The 24,809-nt window shown below is 34.0% G+C and carries 23 protein-coding genes, 2 tRNA genes and 1 other annotated feature; of the genes, 18 read left to right on the plus strand and 7 right to left on the minus strand.

The window, feature by feature from the left end:
* Positions 1-13: 13 nt before the first annotated feature.
* From VQL36_RS03465 to VQL36_RS03495, 7 genes are all read left to right on the plus strand, one after another.
* Positions 14-1,789 carry an ABC transporter ATP-binding protein gene (locus tag VQL36_RS03465; RefSeq protein ID WP_349247972.1) on the plus strand — a complete coding sequence of 592 codons (1,776 nt, stop codon included), beginning with the start codon at positions 14-16 and terminating at the stop codon, positions 1,787-1,789.
* A 220-nt stretch (positions 1,790-2,009) separates the two neighbouring features.
* Complete coding sequence (locus VQL36_RS03470) at positions 2,010-2,774, plus strand: protein-glutamine gamma-glutamyltransferase (RefSeq protein WP_349247973.1); 765 nt, start codon at positions 2,010-2,012, stop codon at positions 2,772-2,774.
* Positions 2,775-2,940: 166 nt separating this feature from the next.
* Entirely contained in the window at positions 2,941-3,195 is a 255-nt protein-coding gene (locus tag VQL36_RS03475) for a hypothetical protein (protein ID WP_349247974.1), read from the plus strand.
* Positions 3,196-3,521: 326 nt separating this feature from the next.
* Positions 3,522-3,986, plus strand: coding sequence for a low molecular weight protein-tyrosine-phosphatase (locus VQL36_RS03480; RefSeq protein ID WP_349247975.1), 465 nt, complete (start codon positions 3,522-3,524; stop codon positions 3,984-3,986).
* Between the two features lie 84 nt (positions 3,987-4,070).
* Positions 4,071-4,193, plus strand: a complete 123-nt coding sequence (locus tag VQL36_RS03485; protein ID WP_349247976.1) for a hypothetical protein — start codon at positions 4,071-4,073, stop codon at positions 4,191-4,193.
* A gap of 74 nt (positions 4,194-4,267) precedes the next feature.
* Positions 4,268-4,585 (plus strand): hypothetical protein, encoded by a 318-nt coding sequence (locus VQL36_RS03490; protein ID WP_349247977.1) that lies wholly within the window; start codon positions 4,268-4,270, stop codon positions 4,583-4,585.
* Between the two features lie 249 nt (positions 4,586-4,834).
* Positions 4,835-4,936 carry a sporulation protein YjcZ gene (locus tag VQL36_RS03495; RefSeq protein WP_349247978.1) on the plus strand — a complete coding sequence of 34 codons (102 nt, stop codon included), beginning with the start codon at positions 4,835-4,837 and terminating at the stop codon, positions 4,934-4,936.
* Between the two features lie 332 nt (positions 4,937-5,268).
* On the opposite strand, the gene VQL36_RS03500 is transcribed toward VQL36_RS03495, so the two are convergent.
* From VQL36_RS03500 to VQL36_RS03510, 3 genes are all read right to left on the minus strand, one after another.
* A complete protein-coding gene (locus VQL36_RS03500; RefSeq protein WP_349247979.1) occupies positions 5,269-5,853 on the minus strand; it encodes a sulfite oxidase-like oxidoreductase in 585 nt (194 codons plus the stop codon).
* Positions 5,854-5,912: 59 nt separating this feature from the next.
* Positions 5,913-6,836 carry a Gfo/Idh/MocA family oxidoreductase gene (locus tag VQL36_RS03505; RefSeq protein WP_349247980.1) on the minus strand — a complete coding sequence of 308 codons (924 nt, stop codon included), beginning with the start codon at positions 6,834-6,836 and terminating at the stop codon, positions 5,913-5,915.
* A 64-nt stretch (positions 6,837-6,900) separates the two neighbouring features.
* Positions 6,901-8,502 carry a multicopper oxidase family protein gene (locus VQL36_RS03510; protein WP_349247981.1) on the minus strand — a complete coding sequence of 534 codons (1,602 nt, stop codon included), beginning with the start codon at positions 8,500-8,502 and terminating at the stop codon, positions 6,901-6,903.
* Positions 8,503-8,839: 337 nt separating this feature from the next.
* On the opposite strand from VQL36_RS03510, the gene VQL36_RS03515 reads away from it, so the two are divergent.
* The 6 genes from VQL36_RS03515 to VQL36_RS03540 all read left to right on the plus strand — a co-directional run bounded on the left by VQL36_RS03515 (position 8,840) and on the right by VQL36_RS03540 (position 14,730).
* Positions 8,840-10,918, plus strand: a complete 2,079-nt coding sequence (locus tag VQL36_RS03515; RefSeq protein ID WP_349247982.1) for an S-layer homology domain-containing protein — start codon at positions 8,840-8,842, stop codon at positions 10,916-10,918.
* Between the two features lie 120 nt (positions 10,919-11,038).
* Entirely contained in the window at positions 11,039-11,785 is a 747-nt protein-coding gene (gene pxpB / locus VQL36_RS03520; RefSeq protein ID WP_349247983.1) for a 5-oxoprolinase subunit PxpB, read from the plus strand.
* Positions 11,782-12,798 carry a biotin-dependent carboxyltransferase family protein gene (locus VQL36_RS03525; protein WP_349247984.1) on the plus strand — a complete coding sequence of 339 codons (1,017 nt, stop codon included), beginning with the start codon at positions 11,782-11,784 and terminating at the stop codon, positions 12,796-12,798. Before pxpB ends, VQL36_RS03525 begins: the two co-directional genes overlap by 4 nt.
* Position 12,799: 1 nt before the next feature.
* On the plus strand, positions 12,800-13,558 hold the full coding sequence (locus VQL36_RS03530) for a 5-oxoprolinase subunit PxpA (RefSeq protein ID WP_349247985.1): 759 nt from the start codon (positions 12,800-12,802) through the stop codon (positions 13,556-13,558).
* Between the two features lie 55 nt (positions 13,559-13,613).
* Positions 13,614-13,862, plus strand: a complete 249-nt coding sequence (locus VQL36_RS03535; RefSeq protein ID WP_349247986.1) for a hypothetical protein — start codon at positions 13,614-13,616, stop codon at positions 13,860-13,862.
* Between the two features lie 175 nt (positions 13,863-14,037).
* The gene (locus VQL36_RS03540) at positions 14,038-14,730 is read left to right on the plus strand and encodes a GNAT family N-acetyltransferase (protein ID WP_349247987.1); all 693 of its coding nucleotides are present in this window, start codon (positions 14,038-14,040) and stop codon (positions 14,728-14,730) included.
* Between the two features lie 63 nt (positions 14,731-14,793).
* On the opposite strand, the gene VQL36_RS03545 is transcribed toward VQL36_RS03540, so the two are convergent.
* Positions 14,794-15,978 (minus strand): alanyl-tRNA editing protein, encoded by a 1,185-nt coding sequence (locus VQL36_RS03545; RefSeq protein WP_349247988.1) that lies wholly within the window; start codon positions 15,976-15,978, stop codon positions 14,794-14,796.
* Between the two features lie 405 nt (positions 15,979-16,383).
* Here VQL36_RS03545 and VQL36_RS03550 point away from each other — a divergent pair, with 405 nt between their 5' ends.
* Positions 16,384-17,235, plus strand: a complete 852-nt coding sequence (locus tag VQL36_RS03550) for an arylamine N-acetyltransferase (protein WP_349247989.1) — start codon at positions 16,384-16,386, stop codon at positions 17,233-17,235.
* 386 nt (positions 17,236-17,621) lie between these two features.
* On the opposite strand, the gene VQL36_RS03555 is transcribed toward VQL36_RS03550, so the two are convergent.
* From VQL36_RS03555 to VQL36_RS03565, 3 genes are all read right to left on the minus strand, one after another.
* Positions 17,622-18,386, minus strand: a complete 765-nt coding sequence (locus VQL36_RS03555) for a MerR family transcriptional regulator (RefSeq protein WP_349251114.1) — start codon at positions 18,384-18,386, stop codon at positions 17,622-17,624.
* A gap of 119 nt (positions 18,387-18,505) precedes the next feature.
* On the minus strand, positions 18,506-19,435 hold the full coding sequence (locus VQL36_RS03560) for an aldo/keto reductase (RefSeq protein WP_349247990.1): 930 nt from the start codon (positions 19,433-19,435) through the stop codon (positions 18,506-18,508).
* A 33-nt stretch (positions 19,436-19,468) separates the two neighbouring features.
* On the minus strand, positions 19,469-20,527 hold the full coding sequence (locus VQL36_RS03565) for an NAD(P)/FAD-dependent oxidoreductase (protein ID WP_349247991.1): 1,059 nt from the start codon (positions 20,525-20,527) through the stop codon (positions 19,469-19,471).
* Positions 20,528-20,619: 92 nt separating this feature from the next.
* Here VQL36_RS03565 and VQL36_RS03570 point away from each other — a divergent pair.
* The 4 genes from VQL36_RS03570 to pheT all read left to right on the plus strand — a co-directional run bounded on the left by VQL36_RS03570 (position 20,620) and on the right by pheT (position 24,775).
* Positions 20,620-20,696: transfer RNA gene (locus VQL36_RS03570), tRNA-Pro, on the plus strand.
* A gap of 14 nt (positions 20,697-20,710) precedes the next feature.
* Positions 20,711-20,784 (plus strand) — tRNA-Gly (locus VQL36_RS03575).
* 155 nt (positions 20,785-20,939) lie between these two features.
* Positions 20,940-21,178, plus strand: a binding site (T-box leader).
* Between the two features lie 102 nt (positions 21,179-21,280).
* Entirely contained in the window at positions 21,281-22,315 is a 1,035-nt protein-coding gene (pheS, locus tag VQL36_RS03580; RefSeq protein ID WP_349247992.1) for a phenylalanine--tRNA ligase subunit alpha, read from the plus strand.
* Positions 22,316-22,336: 21 nt separating this feature from the next.
* Positions 22,337-24,775, plus strand: coding sequence for a phenylalanine--tRNA ligase subunit beta (gene pheT / locus VQL36_RS03585; RefSeq protein ID WP_349247993.1), 2,439 nt, complete (start codon positions 22,337-22,339; stop codon positions 24,773-24,775).
* The last annotated feature ends 34 nt before the right edge of the window (positions 24,776-24,809 follow it).

The raw sequence follows: 24,809 nt of genomic DNA on the forward strand, positions 1-24,809 counted from the left end.
GGGGCAAACAATGATGAGTCCATTTAAAACGTATTTTCAATTTGTAAAGCCCTATTGGAAATTAATCTTTATTACCATTATTATAGGAGTGATCAAATTTGGCATTCCTTTAACACTACCTTTAATGATGCAGTATGTAATAGATGGTTTACTTACTAATGATGAAATGGCTGTAAATGAGAAGGTTTCGAAGCTTGTTTATTTACTTATAGGTGCTCTCATTTTATTTATAATTGTGAGATGGCCTATTGAATACTTAAGGCAATACTTTGCACAGCTTGCTACTAGCCGTATACTGTTTGATATCCGTAATCGTTTATTTGATCATATTCAGAAATTATCCATTCGTTTTTATCAAAACCGAAAGGTTGGAGAAATCATCTCTCGATTTATTAACGATGTAGAGCAAACGAAGAGTATCGTAGAAGTCGGTTTGATGAATATTTGGTTAGATTTATTTACCCTCACGATTGCTCTAGGGTTTATGTTTTACTTAAATCCTATACTCGCTTTAATTGCGATATCCATCTTCCCTCTGTATGCGATAGCAGTAAAAATATTGTATAAACGTTTGAAACAATTAACAAAGGATCGTTCACAAGCTTTAGCGGAAATTCAGGCTTATTTACATGAAAGAATTCAAGGGATACCTGTAATTAGAAGCTTTACATTGGAAAAAGTTGAACGAGATAGATTTGGAAAAAGAAATAGCATCTATTTAGATAAAGCTTTGAAACAAACCCGATGGAATGCACTAACTCATTCAATTATTAATACACTTACTGATATTGCACCACTTCTTGTCATCGGTTATGGTGGTTATCAAGTAATTCAAGGAAATTTGACTTTAGGAGCGTTTGTTGCTTTTTTTGGTTATTTGGATCGATTGTACAGTCCATTACGTCGTTTGGTAAACTCCTCTACTGTTTTAACTCAGGCTGCAGCATCTTTAGAAAGAATGGTGGAGTTCATGGAAGAGCCATACGATATTGTAGATTCACCTCATGCATATCCTATTAAAAATGTAAAAGGAGATATCCAATTTGACCATGTTACTTTTAGCTATCTAAAAGACGGGGAACCTGTTTTAAAGGATATTCAATTTTCTATACGATCAGGAGAAACAGTCGCTTTAGTAGGGATGAGTGGAGGAGGTAAGTCTTCACTTGTAGGATTAATTCCTCGATTTTTTGATATCAATCAAGGAGTTATTCGTATAGATGGTCAAGATATTACGAATATACAAACAAAAAGCTTGCGTGAAAATATTGGAATGGTGCTGCAAGATAACATTTTATTTAGCGGGTCTATTCGTGAAAACATCTTGTTCGGTAAACCTGATGCTACAGAAGAAGAGATAATTCAGGCTGCTAAGGCTGCAAATGCAAATGATTTTATTATGGAGCTTCCCAAAGGTTATGATACTGAAATAGGAGAACGTGGAGTAAAATTATCTGGAGGACAAAAACAACGTGTTGCCATATCAAGAGTGTTCCTTAAAGATCCTCAAATATTAATTTTGGATGAAGCAACCTCAGCTCTTGATTTAGAATCAGAAGCCTTGATTCAAAAATCGTTAGACCGTTTAGCAAAAGATCGAACAACACTTATTGTCGCTCATCGTCTTTCCACAATCACACATGCTGATAAAATTGTGTATATGGAAGATGGGCAAATTAAAGAAATGGGAACTCATCAACAGTTAATGAATACTGGCGGAGGTTATGCGCGTTTATATAATGTACAGAATCTTACTTCAGATTCACCTGTTAAGACTACAAATTTCTAAGGTGAAAATTGATATAAATCTTAATGGATTACAATTATATGCAAAAAACCGTTCACAAATGGACGGTTTTTTATTATCTTCTGCCTTCGCCTTATTGTCTCGTCAATTAGCAAGTTTTCTTAAAAAGCTTACCAATCAGCGAGTTATCTTTAGGAACTTCCTCTATATAATTTCATAAGCTGGAGTATAGGCAATTGTATAGAGGGGAGTCGGTACGAGTATGATAAGAATCAACAATCGATATGTAACATTCCAGCAGCTTGAATCACAAATGATGTTATCTGTGTTTCAAAGGGATATTTTGCGACAAATGATCAATAGTCAAGCTGTTTATTCATATTCTTCTGCGAAAGAATTAAATTTTGAACTTCAGATGAGAGAGAATATCATCGAAGCTGCAAAGTTGTTGAATAACAGCGATGCTTCGTTTGCTACTTTCAGATATTCAAGAGGAAATCCAAGATATTGGCTTACAGAGAGCAATGGTGCTTTAAGGTTACTACCAGGAATAAAACCTTCAGATGCAATTAACGACATATTTGTTAATGGCTCTGAGTATGGGTTTGAGTGTGCTACTGGGATGGTTATTGTGTTATACAAAGCAGTAATGCAGTCTATAGGAGTAGAGAGATTTAATTATTTGTTTCGAAATTTGTATCTATGGGCATGGCAATACGATAAAGATTTAAGTCTAAATACTACCCGAAGATACGACTATTTCCCGGGTGATATTTTATATTTCGACAATCCAGATGTAGATCCTAGTACACCTCAATGGCAGGGCGAAAATGTTGTTTATATGGGGAATGGACTTTATTTTGGCCATGGTGTTGGGATTAAACCAAAGGAAGGTATGATTGAGGAGTTGAATTCATTCCGTTATCCAGGGAGTATGAGATCTGCTTTTTTATTGGAACAAGCAACAAGACCAGATTACAAAAGACTGTATGGGTATACTTTGATGTACACTCCACAATATATGTAATGAAAATTCCCTTTTAAGTAACTAGATGGTTTGTTTGAAACGAAGTACGAACTCCGCAAGAGCACAAAAATAAAAAGAATGGTTAAATACCCAGTCCACAAACGTCTATCCGCAATAAACTAGTAAGGAATACACTTCAAATAAACCATAGAGAGGAAGAAGAACTATGAACAATGTTAATCCCTATGCTCCAGCAAATGTATTGCCAGCATCAAATGTAATGCCGGCTTATGATGTGAATCAACCAGCTTATGAAATGCCAGCTGAGCATGTGAATTTGGCACCAGCTCATGTTGCAAATGAGAACATAGCGCCAGTAGCAGAATGTCACCGTCCAAGAGGAGGATGGAATTGGGCTGCTGTTGTCCTTGTATTGTTTATCCTCCTTGTTATTATTCTCAGTAGAGGCCTTCTGTGTTGAATTAATCTATAAAAAGTATGTTTTTACACGGAATGGATATGCCCATCTATTCCGTGATTTAATAATTTTAACTTTTTCCTTTGACTTTATGACTAAATATCTCATTTATGAGTGACTGGGTAGCCTAATAGTAGATCATTGTTGAATTAAACATTTTTTTTATAATACATAGTATGAAGTTTCATGTTATTTGACTGGACGAATTCATCAATTTACATAAAAATCAAACGAATGCCCCTAGTTATTTGTCCATTTTTTATTGAGATCTGTTTTTATACAAGTTATAATTGGGCGAATGATATTATGAAAGCATAGGTGATAGAACAGTGATTCGAGTTTTATTTGTTTGTTTAGGGAATATTTGTCGTTCTCCAATGGCAGAGGCTGTATTTAAACATAAAGTAAAAAAGAGAGGATTACAAAACATAATACAAGTTGATTCTGCTGGTACTGGGGATTGGCATATTGGGAATCCACCACACGAAGGAACTAGGAATATTTTAGATGAATATGAAGTGGATTATATCGGTTTAAAAGCAAGACAAGTTGTAGTTGAAGATATGGATGATTTTGATTACATCATTGCAATGGATGAAAAAAACTTGAAGGATTTAAAAACACTTTCAAAAAATAAACAAATTCAAATTTACAAAATGTTAGATTTTTTACCTTCAAGTGAGATAACGAACGTTCCTGATCCTTATTTTACAGGTAATTTTAATGAAGTATATGAGTTGATTGAATCCAGCTGTGAGCAGCTTTTAGAAACAATTATAAAAAATATGAAGTGATATTACTTCGCTTATCAGAAGCCACCTAATCCTTGTGGAATAACGAGGAAGAGGGGGTTACAAAAACGATCTGAGGCTCGCCATATGGCGAGTTTTTCTAACGTAAAAGAAAGTCTTCCAAACAACTTAGCACCTTATCTTCAATTGGGTGCTTTTTATTATGAAATAGAATTGATAAATAAGAAAATACAAAATTCAGATTTATGACTAAAGTCTAATACATAAATCACAAAGAAATATATCAATATTGAGATAGTACAAGAAAAGAGGAGGAATAATGAATGAACGAATATCTAGTCACATTTAAAAATGGAAAGGAGATAAAAATACGTGGAAGTTTCTTATTATTTGATGAAACAAAACCAACTAACAATAACTCAGGAGAAAATAATTTCTTGAATGCAAGAGAAGTTTTGAGTATTAGAGAGGTTCAATCATCTAATAGTGATCAAGTAAATACCTATGATTCTATAGTTGTGAAAGAAAACATTGGTCATTTGCAGACTACTAAAAATAAGCAAATGAATGATCCTGAAGATAGGCAAAAGAAATTATGGCCACATCTAAATAATTTAAAAAAGGATCTTCAAATCCTTTAGAACTCACAATTTCTGCACCTGCATTTTTATTAATTGAAGTAAACCAAAGTATTAGAAAATGGTATTCCATAAAACAAATGGACATAAACGGTAATGTTTATATGATGTGCAGAAACTTGATATGAAAATATCATATACCTGTAATAGTTTAGGGAAATGCACATTTTTTAATAAGCATGTAATGTGTCTATACCAGACAAATATTAATTACATATTATATACTATTCCAAATAAAAAGGAGGGGATATAATGAGTTGTTACGGAGGAAACGGTTCTAGTGGAGCTGCTATTGTTCTAGTACTATTCATTCTTTTAGTTATTATTTTAATTGCAGCTGTTTCTAGATGTTAATATACTATAAGTAATTTCAATGGGGAATCTATCTCCATTGAAATTTAATCTTAAAAGGCTCTAACAGTTTTGAGATAAGTGACATTTTAATGGAATATAAATTGCCTTATCATTAAATACATAATATTAAAAATGTAATTGACATCACCTCTTAGTAATAGGAGGTAATTGCGCTCATTTAATACCTTTATGTAAACCTCACTATTACAGCTGATTTCCTTATTTCTTTTAGACTTCAATAGATAAAAAAGTAATCCACTCTAACAAGACAAGTTAGATAGTGGATTACTTCTTCAATGTAGACTGCTTTCTTACTATATTAACCTGTAAAATTAATCAAAATCGTAGCGCTGCTCTTTAAAAGGATCACCATACATGTGATATCCGTTTCTTTCCCAAAATCCTGGTTTATCTTTTTCCATAAATTCAATAGCGCGCAGCCATTTAGCACTTTTCCAAAAATATAAATGAGGGACAACCATACGTAGGGGATATCCATGTTCAGGAGTTAAACGTTCCCCGTTGTGAATTAGACCTAAAAATGAAGTTTCAGATAAAAAGTCTTCAATGGGTAAGTTCGTATTCCATCCATGTTCACCATGTAACATAACAAATTTAGCAGAATCTTTGAGTTTGATTAAATTCATAATTTCACTTACTGGGATACCTTCCCAGACGTTATCTAGTTTGGACCAAGTTGTGACACAATGAATGTCATTTTTATATTCTTTACGTGGCAAGTTCATGACTTCCATATAAGATAGTGTAATTTCTTGCTCAACCTCTCCAGTTATTTTCAAGTCCCATTTACTCATATCATTATAATAGGGTACGGTTCCATGATGCAGAACTGGAAACCCTTCAGTTACAGTTTGTCCAGGCGGTACTCTATTCTCTACATTTTTATTATCAGACATAATAAACTCCTCCTTACCTTATTTTTTATGAAATATTGTTTCAAAATTTTTGTGGATAGTTACTTTGAGAATTGCTCCATTAATAAATGTGTTTCTAAAACTCGTTCAGCTCGTACAGTACAGGATTCAGGGTTATGTAAGGTTTCTAAAAAATGATTTACGATACCAGCGAACCCACGTCTATAGAAAACTGTATCCCAACTGCCAAAAGGCTTAACTTGCTCCCCCGATTTTAAATCATGGAAAGTAGCTAGTTCCATGTTGATTACTTTGACTGATCTACTTCCTCCGTATAGCTCTAAACTTTCCAAATCAGCCCCTGATTGGCGATTCATAGAGAAGAAGCCAGAGGATGCCCCGAATATTAAATGTCCAGATGCATTTAAGAGTTGATCTTTTTTATTTACATTGCGAGTATATGAGGATACTTCTTTTATACCTGATCCTAACCATAATAACAAATCTACAATGTGAATGAGGTCATCATATATTGTATGCCTAGCGTTAAAGTTTTGCAATTGAGTACGGTGTTTTTGTGCAATGCAAGTATCGAATCCACCCACTTCATCTATCCACTTTTTTGCTTCGATATATTTTGGGGCAAACCTTCTATTGAAGCCTACACATAGTAGAAGTTGTTTTTTCTCAGCAAGTTTAACTAATTCTATTGTTTCTTTGATGTGGGTAGAAAGGGGTTTATCAACATAGACATGTAAATTTCGGTTTAGACATTTTTTTATGATTTGATAATGACTTTCTGTTGTACTATGAACAAATACAGCATCTAGATCTTGAAGAAGAAGCTCATTTACATTTGTATATCCTATTTTAATACGATATTTATTACAAAGTTGTTTTACTTTTGCTTTATTTCTACTCATTATCCCTACAATTGTAATTCTTTCATCATGAACAAGGAGAGGGAGGTATACTTTTTGTGCAATTTCTCCTAATCCTATAATTCCCACTTTTATACGTTTCATAATGTATTTTTATTCTCCTCACCACAAAAAACATATATGTGTACATGGTTTTATTTTACCACTATTAAGTGCCCTTTCTCAATTTTAAATGGACTTGATTTAAATACTTATTATAGATAGATTTTAACCAATAAAGATTTCTACTCTGTTTAACTACTTCGTAAGGTCTCATCATTTCATAGTCTTCATGCTCTACGATATGACAATGGAATACATACTTCCCTGTATAAGGTTCAAATTTTGTTATGATTCGTATAATTTCACCGGGGTATGAATTCACAGTGTCTTTCCACCCAGTTTCATTTTGTGCCGGAGGTCTTTTTTCACCAGTCATTTTGATTTCACCTGTCTTTAAAAAAAGTTCTTGATCGTATGACTGTCTATCTAATATTTGTACATTAACTAAATGGAGATGCATCGGATGAATGCTTACGGAAGAATTGATGAAAGTCCAAATTTCTGTATCCCCTAACTTTGGTTTTTCAGTAATTGGATCGTCCCATCGCTGATTATTTATAAGTACAATTCTTCTGCCCATATCATCTAATGACCTTACTAACGTTAAAACTCTGTTTTTTACAGCATCTTCTTCTTTAAGAAATTGAACATTTCTCAGCCTAGCAGGTACTTTGCTCACATCTTTACTCATAAGTGGCAATGTTACTCGAAATTGCATAATTTGTCCTGTAGTATCTATTGAAATTTCCCCTTCACTTGGATACTCTTCTGGGGCTAAATTTAACAAAACGATTTTATTTACCTGACTGTCTGAAAAATCTATGATGACATCTGCACGTTCTGCAGGCCCTAAAAGGATTTCTTCCATAATCACTGGTTTTTCTAAAAATCCCCCATCATTTCCAATTTGAATAAAGGGCTGCCCATTATCGAGTTTTAATATGTAATATCGGGAGTTGGAGCCATTTAAAATACGAAAACGGTATCTTCTGGGTTCTACATCTAAATAAGGCCATACTTTTCCGTTTACAACAATTGTATCTCCAAAGAATTTAGGTGTAGGTTCAAATGCATCAGGTGGTTGTTCAGGATAATATAAAGAACCGTCTGGATTAAAAGTACGATCCTGAATCATTAGAGGGATTTCATATTTTCCTTTTGGAAGAGATAGGGAAAGCTCATTTTGATCACGAATAAGATAAAAGCCAGCTAACCCAGCATAAATGTTTAATCTAGTAATACCAATCGTATGGTCATGATACCAAAGTGTAGTCGCTTCATGTAAATTAGAATATTGATAGACTTCCTGAGTGAAATCAGACCCGACTTGTTTAAATCCATTTGTAAACCATGCATCGGGATAACCATCACTTTCAGCCTTGTTGATCCCCCCATGCACATGAATCACGGTTCTAACCTCAGGTGTGTCTCCTTCTGCCCCATGAATAGTTTTATCTACTGAAAAAAGGTGTTTAGGAGGTAATTCATTCATCCACTTTATTTGAATTTTCTCAAATTGTTTTACGTCAATTGTTGGACCAGGATAATGCCCTTCAAATCCCCATACTAGTGTATTTGGTAAAGAACTGTGCATTTTAGTGTAAAATTGATTCATTTTCATTTCGTAATAGTTGATGTTCCCTTTTTTATCCATGGGTTTTACCGTTGGGGGGATAGGTAATTTATCAATGTATTTAATAAGGTTCATTGAAACACCTCACTTTAGGTTTTAAAGTTATTAGATTTTTAGCTTATTAACAGTGTATTAATAGTGTTTCTAAGTCATTCATTTATTAGAAAAACGCTTGACTTAGCACAAAAACTAGAATAGATTATTATTATGGCGAAAATCATCATATTTTAGCGGAAAATAGTACTTATTCATACAATGAGATTAGCAAATTCATAAATTCATTTAAAACCCCATTTAGAGCTTCTATTACATAATTATCTGAAACTATAAATCATAGTTATCCTACCAAGTTATTTATTAAAATTTATAATAAATAAAAATTAAATATAGTTCATTAGGAGGAGAAAAGAAGTTGGAATTAAAAAGAAAAATAGGTAGAAAATCATTAGTAGTATTGTTAACGTTAACAATGATCTTTTCCATGTTTAGTTCAGTATTTGCCGCAGGATCATCAGATGTTGATGGACATTGGGCAGAAAAACAATTAAAGCAATGGATCGATAACGGTTTATTAAATGGTTATGGTGAAGGTGTGTATAAACCAAACCAAACGTTGACAAGATCTGAAGCAGCCGCTTTTGTAAACAGAGCTTTTGAACATGAAGAAACAGCAGAAGTGAATTTCCCAGATGTAGAACTTTCAGACTGGTTCTATAATGATGTATCTAAAGCATTAGCTGCAGGTTTTATGACTGGTTATGAAGATGGAACTTTTAAACCTGATCAAAACATAACTCGTCAAGAATTAGCAGTGATGATTTTTAGATTGCTAGATTTAGAAGTGAAACCTGAAGCAGTAGATTCTTTTGATGATGCTGCTAGCATTGGTGAATGGGCTAAAGGTGAGATTGGTGCGTTAGTTGATTTAGGTATCGTATCTGGATATAACAATAAAATTCAACCAGAAGGTTTATCAACGCGTGCAGAGGCTATTGTAATGATCCAACGTGCTACAGAATATTTGTATACATTTAGTGAAGCAGGTACTTATGGCCCAGAGGAAGGTATTGATACCATTCTTAGCAATGTTACAGTTACAGCTACTGGAGTAACATTACAAAACTTAGTGATTGAAGGAGATCTTCTTTTAACTGAAGGAATTGGTGAAGGAGACGTTTATTTAAATAATGTTACTGTTAAAGGTACAACCATTATTTCTGGTGGTGGAGAAAATAGTATTCACTTGACAGACACTGTATTAGTAACAGTGATTGTTGATAAGAAAAACGGAAAAGTCCGTATTGTTGCTGAAGGTAAAACAGATGTAAAAGAAGTAACATTAAACTCTGGAGCAAAATTAGAAGAGTCTGATATTGATGGAGCAGGTTTTGCTGATATCATTCTTTCCACTGAAATTGCTAAAGATGCTAAGGTTGAATTAGTAGGGGAATTTGAAACAGTGGATGTATTTTCAGCTACAGTAAGTATAGAAATCCCTGAAGGTGCTATTGAAAACTTAAACGTAGATGAAACGGCTGAAGGTGTAGCATTAGACCTAGGTAAAGATGCTACGATTGTAGAACTTGTTCTTGACGCTATTACAGAAGTGTCTGGTGAAGGTAAAGTTGAATCAGTTGAAGGGGAACAAGCTGATGAGTCTGATGTTGATTTAGATTCACCTTCTGGTGGTTCTGGTGGAGGGTCAACTCCTGCTACAAGTAAAGCAGTAATTAATAATGCTTATGTGCAGGTTATTGATCCTAGTAAAACTATTGAAGAAGATATGATTTCTGATTCTTTTGCATTTAACTTAAGCGGGCTGAATGATTCAGATAAACTTATTGTATTTACATTAGAATTGGAAGGTGCTGAATCTCTTACATTAACAAAAGAAGGCGGAGAAGAGGAAACTGTAGACTTTTATAATGGGGTTTTAACTTTACCAGTCTCATTATTATTGGGGGATAGAGACTCTAATAAAGACGGTGTTAGAGTAGATACAATTAAAGAAGGGGATTTTTCAGGATATACATTTACAACTGAAACATCTATAGAGTATACTAATGGTAGTCCTTCAGATGATTTTAATTTAAAGCTCACATTAGGATCAACATTAATTTTTGAAAGTGGTGTAGAATTTAATAGTGTATCCTTAGGTTTTGGCGAAACTTTCCCAGCAAAAAAATCAGGGGGCTCTTATACTTTCGAGATTGATAGTTCATATAATGACCATAAAGTTTTAACTTTTATTATTGAAGCAGATAATGCTAAAAAAGTTAATGTTACACTCCCGAAAATAGATTCTTTTAAACAATACTATTTTAATGACGATGGAATTATTGCTATATCTGTGCCAGAGTTGTTAGGTATAGCTGATACAGATAGCGATGGTGTGAAAGTTGGTACTATTAAAGCTGAAATTGATTCAATTACTGGTAATATTTATGACAATTCAAATGTTTCTAAATCTGTTACTGTAGTTATTAACTAATAATAAATTACTAGATTTAATTATAGGCTCTAGTCCAATGACTAGGGTCTTTTTCAATAGTATAGTAAAATAAATATGTATTTTGTATCCTATTCTTTATCTTAAGAAACAAGGTGAAACATGAAAAACAATATAGAATTCTATCCTCTCGGAGAAAAAGCAATAGTAGTCAAGTTCGGCTCTGAAGTAAATGAAAATACATATGAATTAGTATGGAATTTTTCTAGATCTTTAGAACAAAACCCCATCTATGGAACAATAGAAATTGTGCCTACCTTTACTACAGTAACGATTTATTATGATCCACTTACTGTTATGAAGTCAACTCAAAGTGATCATAAGTATTCCAATCAATACAGTCAATCTGCTTATAAAACTATACTTGCTATTATCCAAAATAGAATCTCTAAAATGAAAAAAACCAGTACTAATATTGAATATAGATCTATAAAAATACCCGTATGTTACGAAGGAGAGTTCGCACCTGACCTTGAATACGTAGCAAAGTACAATCAACTCAGTACAGAAGAAGTTATTCAAATTCATTCAGAAGGAGAATATTTAGTATACATGTTAGGATTTGCTCCTGGCTTTCCTTATATGGGGGGGATGTCTAATAAAATAGCTACACCTAGAAGGAATGAACCTAGAGCATTAGTTTCAGCAGGAAGTGTTGGTATAGCAGGAGGTCAGACAGGGATTTATTCATTGAATTCTCCTGGTGGTTGGCAAATTATTGGAAGGACACCTTTGAAATTATTCCAACCTGAAAATGAGAGTCCCACTTTATTGCAAGCAGGAGATCGCATTCAGTTTTATTCTATCTCCACAGAGGAGTATACTGTATTTGAGGAGAAACAAAAATGACCTTAAAAATATTAAAACCAGGAATGCTCACGACGATTCAAGATTTGGGAAGGGTTGGATATCAAAAATATGGAGTAGTAGCAAGTGGAGTCATGGACTCTTATGCTGCTAGATTAGCCAACTTGTTAGTTGGTAATGGAGAAAATGCTGCTGTTATGGAAATAACAATGATTGGACCCTCTATTGAATTTCAAGAAGACTCACTTATCTCTATTTGTGGAGGAGATCTATCAGCAGTAGTTGAAGGGGAAAAAGTGCCAATGTGGCGTCCCATAATTATAAAATCAGGTAGCTGCCTTCTGTTTGGTAATGCTAAATCAGGTTGTAGAGCTTATCTATCCGTAGCAGGTGGAATATCAATCCCAAAAGTTATGGGTAGTAGGAGCACAGATTTAAGAGCAGCAATTGGAGGGTATAAGGGACGTAAAATAAAATCGGGTGATGTGATCTTAACTCATCAACCTGATCCAATTAGGGATACTAGAATAAAGTCCTTATTACAAAACTTTACTGCTAAATCTTCTTTTATTCCTCTACCTTGGTATGTAAGTGAAAACAGTTTGCCAGCTTATCCATCTCAAGTCGTGATTAGAATGATGAAAGGAAGAGAGTATGAATTATTCCAAGATGAAAGTATAAATTCTCTTCTGAACAATACATTTACAATTCATCCTCAATCTGATCGAATGGCTTACAGATTAAAAGGGGCTAAAATTCAACTTAAATCTAATTTAAATATGATCTCAGAAGCGGTAACGATGGGTACGATTCAAGTGCCGCCAGATGGATTTCCTCGCATATTATTAGCTGATCGACAAACGATAGGTGGTTATCCTAGAATTGCACAAGTTGCTTCAGTAGACCTTCCATTCATTGCTCAATTAAAGCCAGGAGACACCGTAATGTTTCAAGAAATTTCTTTGGAAGAAGCAGAGTTTCTATATTTACAGCAAGAAAAAGATATTCATATTTTAAAACAGATGATTAATGAACGTTGGAGGAAGGGGGAATGAGATGCTAACTATAGATATGAACTGTGATTTAGGAGAAAGTTACGGTGTATATTCCATCGGAATGGATGAAGAAGTATTAAAGTTTGTGACCTCAGCAAATATAGCTTGTGGATTCCATGCCGGTGATCCAAGGACAATGCGAAAAACAGTTCAATTATGTTTGCAAAATAAAGTGGCAATTGGAGCTCATCCTGGGTTGCAAGATTTACAAGGTTTTGGTCGTAGAAACATAGATATTACACCAGAAGAAGCTTATGAACTTGTGTTATACCAAATGGGTGCTTTAAGTGCATTCGTAAAAGCAGAGGGTGGGCGATTACATCATGTTAAACCTCATGGGGCGTTATACAATATGGCAGCTAAAAATAGACCATTAGCTGATTCTATCGCTAGAGCTGTTTATGATTTTGACAATCAGTTAATATTGTATGGTTTATCAGCAAGTGAATTAGTCAAAGCAGGAGAGAAGATCGGACTACGTTGCGCAAATGAAGTGTTTGCTGATCGAACCTATCAAGATGATGCCACGTTAACACCACGAAATCAAAAAAAAGCTCTTATTGAGGATGCAGATGAAGCAACATTACAAGTATTATCAATGATTCAACAACAGAAAGTAAAAACTGTACTTGGGAAAGAAATATCTATTCAAGCAGAGACCATATGTGTCCATGGGGATGGATTGGAAGCACTAGCTTTTGTTAAAATGATAAGAAAGAGATTACAAGAAGAAGGCATACTTATTAAATCAGTAAAATAGTAGTGAATATTCCGAGATATATAAAAGTATACGAATTCAGATTGGAGAATAAAAGATGATATCATTTATAAAATGGGTGTTTATATTTATAGTTTTATATTTGATTTTTAACATTGTTAAAGGTGCTTTAAAAATAAAACGTGTTTTTAATGGAGGTATAGGTTCAAGGCAAATTGATAAATGTCCGGCATGTGGGCAAATTATTCAACTTCCAAAAGGTGAAAGTGATGACTTAATCTGTCCAAAATGCAATACAAAATTAGGACGGACAAGGGATGGGAAGTTACTTATTAAAGTGAACTAATTAGTTTATATGAAATTTGCATAAGCAAAGAAGAAACACTACATGATTTATTTTGATAAGACATGTAACGATGGAAGGGGTTGAATGGGTACGAATAACCTAAATGCTTACCTGTTTTAAGTCTTAATTCAAGATATATATATATAAGAACTTAAAACAGAAAGAGGTAGATCAAATGATATACGAATTAAATTCAAAAGATTACCCCAAAATGAAACCACTATTAAATGGACTAGAGAAACATCCTGTAATCAACGGTGTAATTGATAGGAACAATGTAGGGAGAATTTTTGTTGATCATAAAAACTCTCCGACTGCTGCTTTAATATGGGCTCAAATGGAATTGTTTTATTTGATTGGAAATAGCGAGAATCCTGTTTTTAATTCGCAAATAGAGAGATTTATTATTCATAGCTTAAAACCAGAAGCACTTGCAATTGGTGACGATTGTTTAAATTTAGAATTATATCCTTTTCAGACATGGAACGTAAATTTAAAAAATATCTTTAAAAACAAGCTAATGGAAGGGGAAAGAGTCCCTTTTAAATTTGAAAAGGATCGTTTTTCCTCTGTGGACGTTAAAAATGTTCCAGATGGATATCGGATATTAAAAATTGACCCAAGTGTTATTTATTTAGACAAAGAGAACGTTATTTCGAATGAGTTAAAGAAATTTTGGGAGTCTCTAGATACATTTTATAATAAAGGACTAGGATATTGTGTACTAAAGGAAGATGAAGTGATTGGTACATGTATCTCTGCTTTTGTGAGTAATAATGAATACGAGATTGGAATCAACACCTATAAACCAGAACATTTAAACAACTACCAAATTATCCAGTGTATTTTCTTCCTTTTGAGGATCTAGTTTAAACATAAACCCAATCATAATGTACACTATATAGCTTTATGATTGGGTTTATGTTGATTTTCAATCCTCAGTCTGAATATGCAAATGACTTACAATAAACTCCTCGAATTCTACTAATTTCTCATCAGAATCAAACATAGCTTGCGCTTGAACCTTGCTCCCCCCACCTTTACCATTAAATTGTTTTAAATGCTCTTTAAAGAGAGCTCCACAATCTAAAGAGAACCCTCCGCTTTGTGCTAGTAATAACCGCTTTTCACTTTTAGATCTAAAAAGAACAATACGTTCACTTTTAGAAAATATAGCTTTTGTAATGAGTTGTAAATCTTTCATGTTATATTCGTCAAAGGACTGAATAATCAAATGATCATTTTTTCCGTGGTTAAGTTGTTCTGCTAATGATGAAAATAATTTTTCTTTTGTTTCGTTAAGTTGTTTTTGAAGCTGTTTTTGATCCAGTTCTATTTGATCAAGTCTTGCTAACAACGTATCTCGATTTGCATTTAATTTAGCTCCTGCTGACATTAATACTTGATGAGTCGCATCATAATCCGCCAAAGCCCTATACCCACACTTAAAATAAAGTCGAATTCCGCCACGGTGTTTTTCAGTTTTTAATACTTTCATCATTCCGATTTGTCCCGTTGATTCTACATGCGTGCCACAGCAGGCAGATATATCAATGCCATCTATTTCTACAATCCGAATATTTTCTTCTACCTCAGGGGTTTTTCTAAGGGGTAAACTTGAAAGATCTTCTTTTCCAACCATATATGTTTTAACAGGTCTATTTTCAAAAATGTATAAATTCGTTTGATGTTCCATATGATCTAGTTGTTCTTTGGATAAATGCTGAACATTTAAGTCAATTGTGACGGTTTCTACTCCAAGATGGAAACTGATGGTATGGGCATCATATAATTCAATACATACCGCTGATAAAAGGTGCTGCCCAGTATGGTGCTGCATGTGTTCTAAACGGTGTTTCCAATCAATTTCACATTTTAAAAGCTCGTCTTCAGGTAATTCATTCAGAGTATGATAAATAGCTCCATTTTGCTCCTGTACATCTAATACTTGAATCCCATTGATCGTTCCTTTATCGGCAGGTTGTCCACCACCTTCAGGATAAAAAGCAGTTTCTTCTAACTGAATGATATATTGATTGTTTCGTTCATTTATCTCTTTTATGTTTGTTTCCCACGTTTTTAAAAATGGATTTGAGTAAAAAAGTTTATTTGTCATCTTGAACTCCTATTCAAAACTAGATTTAAATAAAATTCCTCTTATTGTTTATTTTACAGTACAAGTGAGTATAAAGTCTAAAGTTTGCATGAGTCTTGTTTATGTTTTTCACGTTTAGTCTGATAAAATGGGTATTATAAATCATGGAGGGAAGATAATATGACAACCTCAAATTTGCAAAGCTGAAAAGATATATGAAAATGCTGATCATTTATTGAATTCACCTTCATTTAGGGATTACTTATTTGTCTTAACAATAAATCCTTGTCTAACAAAGCTAACAATGTACTCCATGGAATTGCTGTAAAAGATTAAACAATTTGAAAATGTTTTTAAAATCATTAATAATGAACTTAATGTTGAAATGAATTGAATTCTATATAAATTGGTTATGGAGTCGTTGATATGAATAAACAAAAAACACCAGATTGGGTTATTCAATATTTAAAAAAGTTGCATTTAACAATACCAGAATCTCCATCGTATGAGTTTTTGGAACAGTTTTGCAAGAGGCATCTTACTACAATACCTTTTGAAAATGTCAGTAAGTTGCTGGATTTTTCTGATTATAAAACAAACCAGTATTACGTACCTCCGATAGAAAAGTTTGTAGAGAATTTATTTAATGATTTTGGAGGAACTTGCACCATATTAAACCCTTATGCTCAAAAATTATTATCTTGCATAGGTTATGATTGTGATCTAGTACTGTTGGGTTCAGGTCATACAGCTATTTTAGTGAAATTACCTGAATTTCCAGCTGAGCGATTATATATGGATTTTGGTGGGGCCGCGCCAATTTTTAGACCAGTTAGATTTGAAAATAGAAAAAATTTTTCAACTTATGGACCAGATGAAATTCAAATACTTCCAGATGACGAACAAGAAGGTTATTATCGTTTCACTAGATATCGTCATGGAAAATTTGTAAATAATGCTTGGATTTTTAATCCAGATCACATTTGTTCTGATCAAGGTCTTAATGAGGTTATAAAGGTCTCTTTTAAAAAGGATGCTTTTTTTATGTCGAAACTTCGTGTAGATTTATTTCAAATAAAAAAAGGGAGAACATTATCTCTAAATAATAATAAACTTACCATTAGAACTTTAGATTTAAAAGAGAAAGAAATAAAATTGAGCAATATTGAGGAAATAGAAAGTGTAATCCATAAAGAGTTTTCCTTGCCAAGGCTTCCTGTGAGAAGAGCTATAGTAGTGTTAGATGAATTAGGCATAGATATTTTCCAAGAGAAATGATCGATTGACTTTCACTGAAAGATATGTTAACTTGTAAAAGTTGTTGCTTTAAACCTCAGATTGTTCCTCATTAGGTATTTTTCCTCACCATATGATTCAAATTCTCATAACCCTAATAGAGTTTGTAAGTATTACTGATTCACACTGGCGCGGTCATCGGAGCCGCAAGGACAAAAGAGAGGTAGGGCTTTTGTTGTTTTAAGTTATACAAAAAATAAAATGGTATACATTTTAAAATATATGGAACTAAGCAACACTCAAAAGCTGATATTCATACATGCATGAAGGTATGAAATATCAGCTTTTTTAACTTATGAATGAATCAATCTTGAATGGGTTCCGCGGTTTGGTTTTACTGGATTGTATGAGTTTGAATCATTTTTTTATCAATCTTTCTGCTGTTTGTCACAATAAATATGCATAACTTGTTTCATAAATTCAGCCAATCCTTCTTTGTGTTTATCTATATTGTTAGTAAATCGTACATCTGCAACGTACATGTCTCCAAGCCCTCTAAAGGTATCTATCGTACATTCGTAATAGTACTTCGTAATGTGCTGTCTCCATTCATGAATAGCTTTTTGAGCCTGTTCATCCTCCGGTCCGAATTCCATTCTTGAAGCTATCGTACTATAGATGTGATTTGCTTCCTCAGTGATGTTTTTCCAATCTTCTTTTGTATAGTTTTTTGTTTTCTGTATAGTTTTTTCATAACTTTCACCATATTTTTGTTTCGCTTCTTCAGCATATTTTGCTTGATGTTCTTCAATTTTTTTCATATCAAACCCGTTAAACATCTCTTTGTTTTCCATTTTTATTCCTCCTTCAATTGACTCTAATGTTTTATTTACCGTTTTGATCATTTTCTCGATGCGTTTTTTCTTTTTTAATAACACTTCTTTGTGAGTTTTAAGAGCTTCTTTTCTGTCAAAGTCAGCTCGATCTAAAATCTCTTTAATTTCCTGCAGACTAAAATCCATTTCCTTAAAAAATAAGATTTGCTGCAGTCTTTCGAGGTTTTGATCAGTATAAAGTCTATATCCGGCCGGAGTTGTTGTTTCAGGTTCAAGCAGACCAATTCGATCATAGTGGTGAAGCGTGCGCACACTTACACCTACAATGTTTGAAACTTCTTTTACTTTATACATGATGTATCACCTCCAAATTCATCGTAAGCTATGACGTATGGTTAGAGTCAACTAAAAGATAAATAATTTATTTTGAAAATAGACCGCCTTTATTTAAAAGCGGTCTATCCGTAATTTTTACTTTATTTTTCTTCCTCTTCATCCTTCCAAGCCTGTGGATGATTATCACTAATATATTGAACAGCGGCTGTATTTGACTCAACTTGCTTCACATTTTTACAACCGGGAATAACTGTAGTGACTGCTGGATGTTTGAGACACCATGCTAATGCCCATTGAGCCATATCCATCTTTTTAGGAACTTCATATTGTTTGATTTCCTCAACAATTTTTAGCCTGTCATCTCGATCTGTATGTCGATGTCTTACGTCTGTCTGACCGAACTCAGCACCTGGTTTATATTTTCCACTTAAATAACCGCTTGCTAATGGAACTCTAGCTAATACACCAAGATCTTGTTCTTGGCAAGAAGGGAATACTTCATTTTCTGGTTTGCGATCTAATCGATTATATACAACCTGTATCGCTTTTGCGTTTACTTTCGTTGCGTTATTGGTTTGATGTATGTTTTCGTTGCTTCCAATTGAAATTCCAAGATGACGTATTTTCCCTGCTTGTATTTGTTTGTCTAAGGCTGTCCACAATTCATCATTATCGAAGTATTCATCTGAACCAGAGTGGAATTGATACAGATCAATATAATCTGTTTGAAGAGCCTTTAAAGAGTTTTCCAACTGCTTGATGACTTGATTTGCACTCCAAACTTGATCACGTTCAAATAAGTCGTTAAACTTATGTCCAAATTTAGTGGCCACAACCCAATCTTCTCGTTTTTCATTTTTTAAATATTGTCCAATTAATGATTCCGATAAATGATCACCATAACATTCAGCAGTATCAATAAGATTGATGCCAACCTCTTTTGCTTTTTCTAAAATTTGTGCTGCTTCTTGGGCAGTATAGGTTTTACCCCATTCCCCTCCAAATTGCCATGTTCCTACTCCAACAATAGATACTTTTAAATCCGTTTTTCCAAGACGACGATATTTCATGTATTTTCTCTCCTCTAAATACAAATATTATAATTACACACTTATTTGAGTTTTTACGATATATTCTGCATCTTCTCCAACTCCACCAAGGAGGGCAGAGGGTCTTTTATGTAACCATGGTAATCCTATGAAAAATAAACCTGGAACTTGAGAAACTCCTCTTTTGTGCAAAGGGTTCCCTTTTTGATTAAGTACATTATTTATTTTAATCCAATCAAAGTTCTGTGTAAAACCTGTTGCCCATATGATATTCTTTACAGTTAATGTTTTTCCATCTTCAAAAGTAACCTTATTCCCATCTATAGATATTGTTTTTGCAGTTATTTTCACTTTATTTTGGTGAATAAGTTCTTTCAATTCAGTACCCATAATGGGTTCAGGTTGTTTTTTGATCCATTCTCCTAACTTCGTTCCTGTATGGAACACATCATAGATTTTGAGTATTTCAAACCACCAAAAGACACTTTTTCCTGCAAACTTATGTGGTGAAAATTTTAAATTTTGACTAGAGGAGAGATAAACATCATGTGAGTTACTAAGCTCTACGGCAATTTGTGCTCCAGAGTTTCCTGCCCCTACAACTAATGTGTTTCCCTTATGCAGTTGCTGAGGGTTTTTATATTCTGAAGAGTGTAATTGGATGATTTTCTCATCTAAACTTGAACACTTCAATTTAGGGATGAAGGAAGATTGAAATGGACCTGTAGCAATGACAACTACTTTTGAATGATATGTTTTATGGTTTGTTTCTGTAATAAAAACATCATTTTCTTTTGTTAATTGTATGACATGGGTATCAAGTTCTACTGGGATGGAAAACTGTTTTTTATATTTTTTTAAATAATCTGCTGTTTCATTTTTATTAGGGTATCCATTAGGATTGCCTGGAAATGACAACCCTGGTAAACTACTGTACTTTCTAGGTGAAAATAAGATTAAAGAATCGTAACGTTTAATCCATGTTTCTCCTATTTGTACGTTTTGATCTAATAATAAAAAAGATAGATTTGATTTTTTTAAATAATAGCCTATGGCTAGCCCTGCCTGTCCTGCACCGATGACGATGACATCTAATTTTACTAATTCATTCACGAAATTTCCGCCTTCCCATAAAAAAACATTTGCGTTTTATACTAAGTCATGGTATATTAATTCTTGTCGCAACAAAAGGTATGAATGAATAACGGGACGTAGCTCAGCTTGGTAGAGCACTTGGTTTGGGACCAAGGGGTCGCATGTTCAAATCGTGTCGTCCCGACCACTAATACCTTACATGCGGGTGTAGTTCAATGGTAGAACTCCAGCCTTCCAAGCTGGTCGCGTGGGTTCGATTCCCATCACCCGCTCCATTACATATTACTATTAATTCAGTTCAGAGCATAGAAATGTTCTGTTTTTTTGTTTCTAGATTAGAAGGAATAGTTGAAACAAATCACAACTAAGTCTTAAATTACTTGCAATTTATAACTTATTTTCTTATAATACCGTTATTGAAATTAAATACAAAAATGCATTGAAGGGGAAAAGTAAGTAGCACTTCAAATACAGGGAAGAAAAGCCTAGATTGAGAGCCTTTCTACTTGAACAGACTACTGAAGTTCGCCCCGGAGCAGAAACTTGAAAAAACCAACTTTTTGGAAGTAGAGTATTCCGGTGAATACACCGTTATTTAAATGAAGTGAGAATATTCATAGCCATTGAATGTTCTAATTAGGGTGGTACCACGGCTCTTTCGTCCCTTACGGATGAAGGAGTCTTTTTTGATGCAATGACATCTGCGGTTGTTTTTCACTTTTTGGATTTGGAATAGTCAGTTTTGTCGATACATTTGAAGGAGGGTAAATAATGAAAGAACAATTAGAAGCACTAAAACTGGAAGCTCTAAAGGAGCTTGAGAATGTTAATGACAGCAAAGCACTGAATGAATTAAGAGTGAAATATTTAGGGAAAAAAGGACCATTAACTGAGATTTTAAGAGGCATGGGTAAGCTTTCAAACGAGGAAAGACCTGTCATCGGACAAGTTGCCAATGAAGTTCGTTCAGCGATTGGGAATGGAATTCAGTTGAAGCAAGATCAAATTTCACAAAGAGAATTAGAAAATCGCTTAAAAGAAGAAACGATTGATATCACTTTACCAGGAAGAAAGCCATCTCAAGGAGCCATTCATCCACTTAATAAAGTTATTCAAGATATTGAAGATATTTTCGTTGGTATGGGATATACGGTAGAAGAAGGACCAGAGGTCGAACAGGATTATTATAATTTTGAAGCATTAAACTTACCTAAAGACCATCCAGCTAGAGATATGCAAGATACTTTTTATATTACTGAAGAGCTTTTAATGAGAACTCATACTTCTCCAGTACAGATCAGAACGATGGAAGCGAAAAAAGGGGAAGTTCCAGTAAAAATTATTTGTCCGGGTCGAGTGTATCGAAGAGACGATGATGATGCAACTCACTCTCACGTTTTCACTCAAATCGAAGGATTAGTCATTGATAAAAACGTTAGAATGAGTGACCTAAAAGGTACGTTGTTACAGTTCGTACAAGAAATGTACGGTAAAGATACACAAATTCGCTTACGTCCAAGCTTCTTCCCATTTACGGAACCAAGTGCAGAGGTGGATATTACTTGTGCAAGTTGTAAAGGTGAAGGGTGTCGTATTTGTAAACAAACAGGCTGGATCGAGATACTAGGATCAGGTATGGTTCATCCTCGCGTATTAGAAATGGCAGGGTATGATCCAAATGAATATAGTGGTTTCGCTTTCGGAATGGGTGTAGAAAGAATAGCGATGTTGAAATATGGCATCGATGATATCCGCCATTTCTTTACGAATGACTTACGTTTCTTAAATCAATTTGTTCGAATATAGAAGAGAAGGAAGTGAAAATAGATGAAAGTATCTTATCAATGGTTAGCTGAATATGTGGATGTATCAGGATATACGGCTTCAGATTTAGCAGAAAAATTAACACGCAGCGGAGTAGAAGTTGATGTTGTTGAAAAATTAAATAAAGGTGTTACAGGTGTAGTTGTCGGATATGTAAAAACGTGTGAAAAACATCCGAATGCAGATAAATTAAACCTATGTACTGTAGATGTTGGTCAAGAAGAAGAACTTCAAATTATTTGCGGAGCGAAAAATATCGAAGCAGGTCAAAAGGTTCCTGTAGCTGTACCAGGTGCTGTATTGCCTGGGAATTTTAAAATTAAAAAAGCGAAACTTCGCGGGATAGAATCTAATGGTATGATCTGTTCTGCTAAAGAATTAGGCATGAACGATCGATTGTTGCCTAAAGAAATTCAAGAAGGCATTTTAGTCCTTCCGGCAGATATAAATGTAGGTGAAGATATTTTAGAAGTACTTGGTTTAAATGACGAAGTATTGGAGCTTGAGCTTACACCTAACCGCTCTGATTGTCTAAGTATGGCGGGTACAGCTTTTGAAATTGGGGCAATCTTAGGAAGAGAAATTAAATTGCCTGCAACAGAGGTTAGCACTTCTAAAACAAAAGCATCTGAAAAAATCAGTGTGAAAAATTTGAGCCCTGAACATTGTCATCATTATTCTGCGAGATATATTGAGGAAGTATCCATCCAGCCAAGTCCTTTATGGATGCAAAATCGATTAATGGCTGCGGGTATTCGTCCTATAAACAATATTGTGGATATTACGAACTATGTGATGTTAGAGTACGGTCAACCATTACATGCATTTGATGCAGACCAATTGAACGATGGTCATATTGAAGTTCGTTTAGCAAATAAAGATGAAAAAATGACTTCTTTAGATAATGAAGAAAGAACATTAGATGATCATATGTTGCTAATTACAGATGGCACAAAACCTGTTGCTATAGCTGGTGTGATGGGTGGTTCCAATTCAGAAGTTCAAACGCAAACAAAAAATATCTTACTTGAATCAGCCAAGTTCTCAGGAAGTACTGTTCGTATCACTTCTAAAAAACTTGGATTAAGATCCGAGTCAAGTCTTCGATTTGAAAAAGAAGTGAACCCAGAAAATGTTACAGTTGCGTTAAATCGAGCTGCTGCACTTTTATCGCAATATGCGAATGGAAAAGTGGCAGATGGAATTGTAGAGGAGCTTTCAACACAAAATCCTGCAGTTAACATTCAAATAAGTTTGCAAAAAGTTAATGATTATTTGGGTACAGACTTAACTAAGCAGGATGTATTAAATGTGTTCGATCGATTACAATTTTCTTATACAGAAGCGGATGAAAATGAAGTGATTGTCCATATACCAACTCGACGCGGAGATATTACAAGAGATGTGGATTTAATTGAGGAAGTGGCACGTTTACATGGGTATGATCATATTCCAACTAGCCTAATGATTGGTGCAACAACACCAGGTTCACTATCTAAAGAACAGAAAATTAGAAGAGCGATCCGTCGAATTTTAACAGATGAAGGTTTGTACGAGACGGTAAACTATTCTTTTACACACCCTAGTCAAATTAAGTTATTCCCAGGTATGTATGCCGAAACTGAACCCATTTCACTAGCAATGCCAATGAGTGAAGATAGAAGTACTTTGAGAACAAGTTTAATACCTCATCTTTTGGATGTAGCATCTTATAATAAAAATAGAAATCAATCAGATGTTCATATTTTTGAAATTGGAAATGTATTTCTTACAGAAGAACAATCTTTATCTAAACAACCCGAAGAAAAAGAACTTCTATCTATTTTGCTAACAGGTAAAAGAGAAGCTGCAAATTGGTCTGTACAAGAAAATAACGTAGATTTTTATGATCTAAAAGGTCACATTGAAACTTTGTTTGAGGTTATTGGAATTTCGGGTTTACAATTTGTTTCGACTAGTCCGGATGGTTTCCACCCTGGTAGAACGGCTTCTATTCAAATCAAAACGGAAGATAAAGTGATTGAACTTGGAACGTTGGGGCAGTTGCATCCTTCTATACAACAAGAAAAAGATTTAGACGAAGTATATATTTTAGAAATCACGTTAGAAGAAGTTTATAAACTTGCTAATTTTGATATCCATTATACTACGTTACCAAAATATCCAGCGATTGGAAGAGATATTGCCGTTGTTGTAGATCAATCCTTACAAATTGGAGAAATTATAAATTCGATCAAAGAAACAGCGAAGGAGCTGCTTGAATCCGTTCAAGTTTTCGATATTTATACAGGAGAAAAAGTGGATGACAATAAAAAGAGCGTGGCGTTATCCTTAGTTTATAGACATTTAGAGCGTACATTAACAGATGAAGAAGTTACGGATCTTCATGGTAAAGTAGTTGAAGAAATTGGAAAATCTTTTCATGCAGAATTAAGGAAATAAAGCAGGGAATTAGGTCAATCATATCGAAATAAGT

It is taken from the genome of Chengkuizengella sp. SCS-71B (assembly GCF_040100845.1).
Lineage (GTDB): Bacteria > Bacillota > Bacilli > Paenibacillales > KCTC-33759 > Chengkuizengella.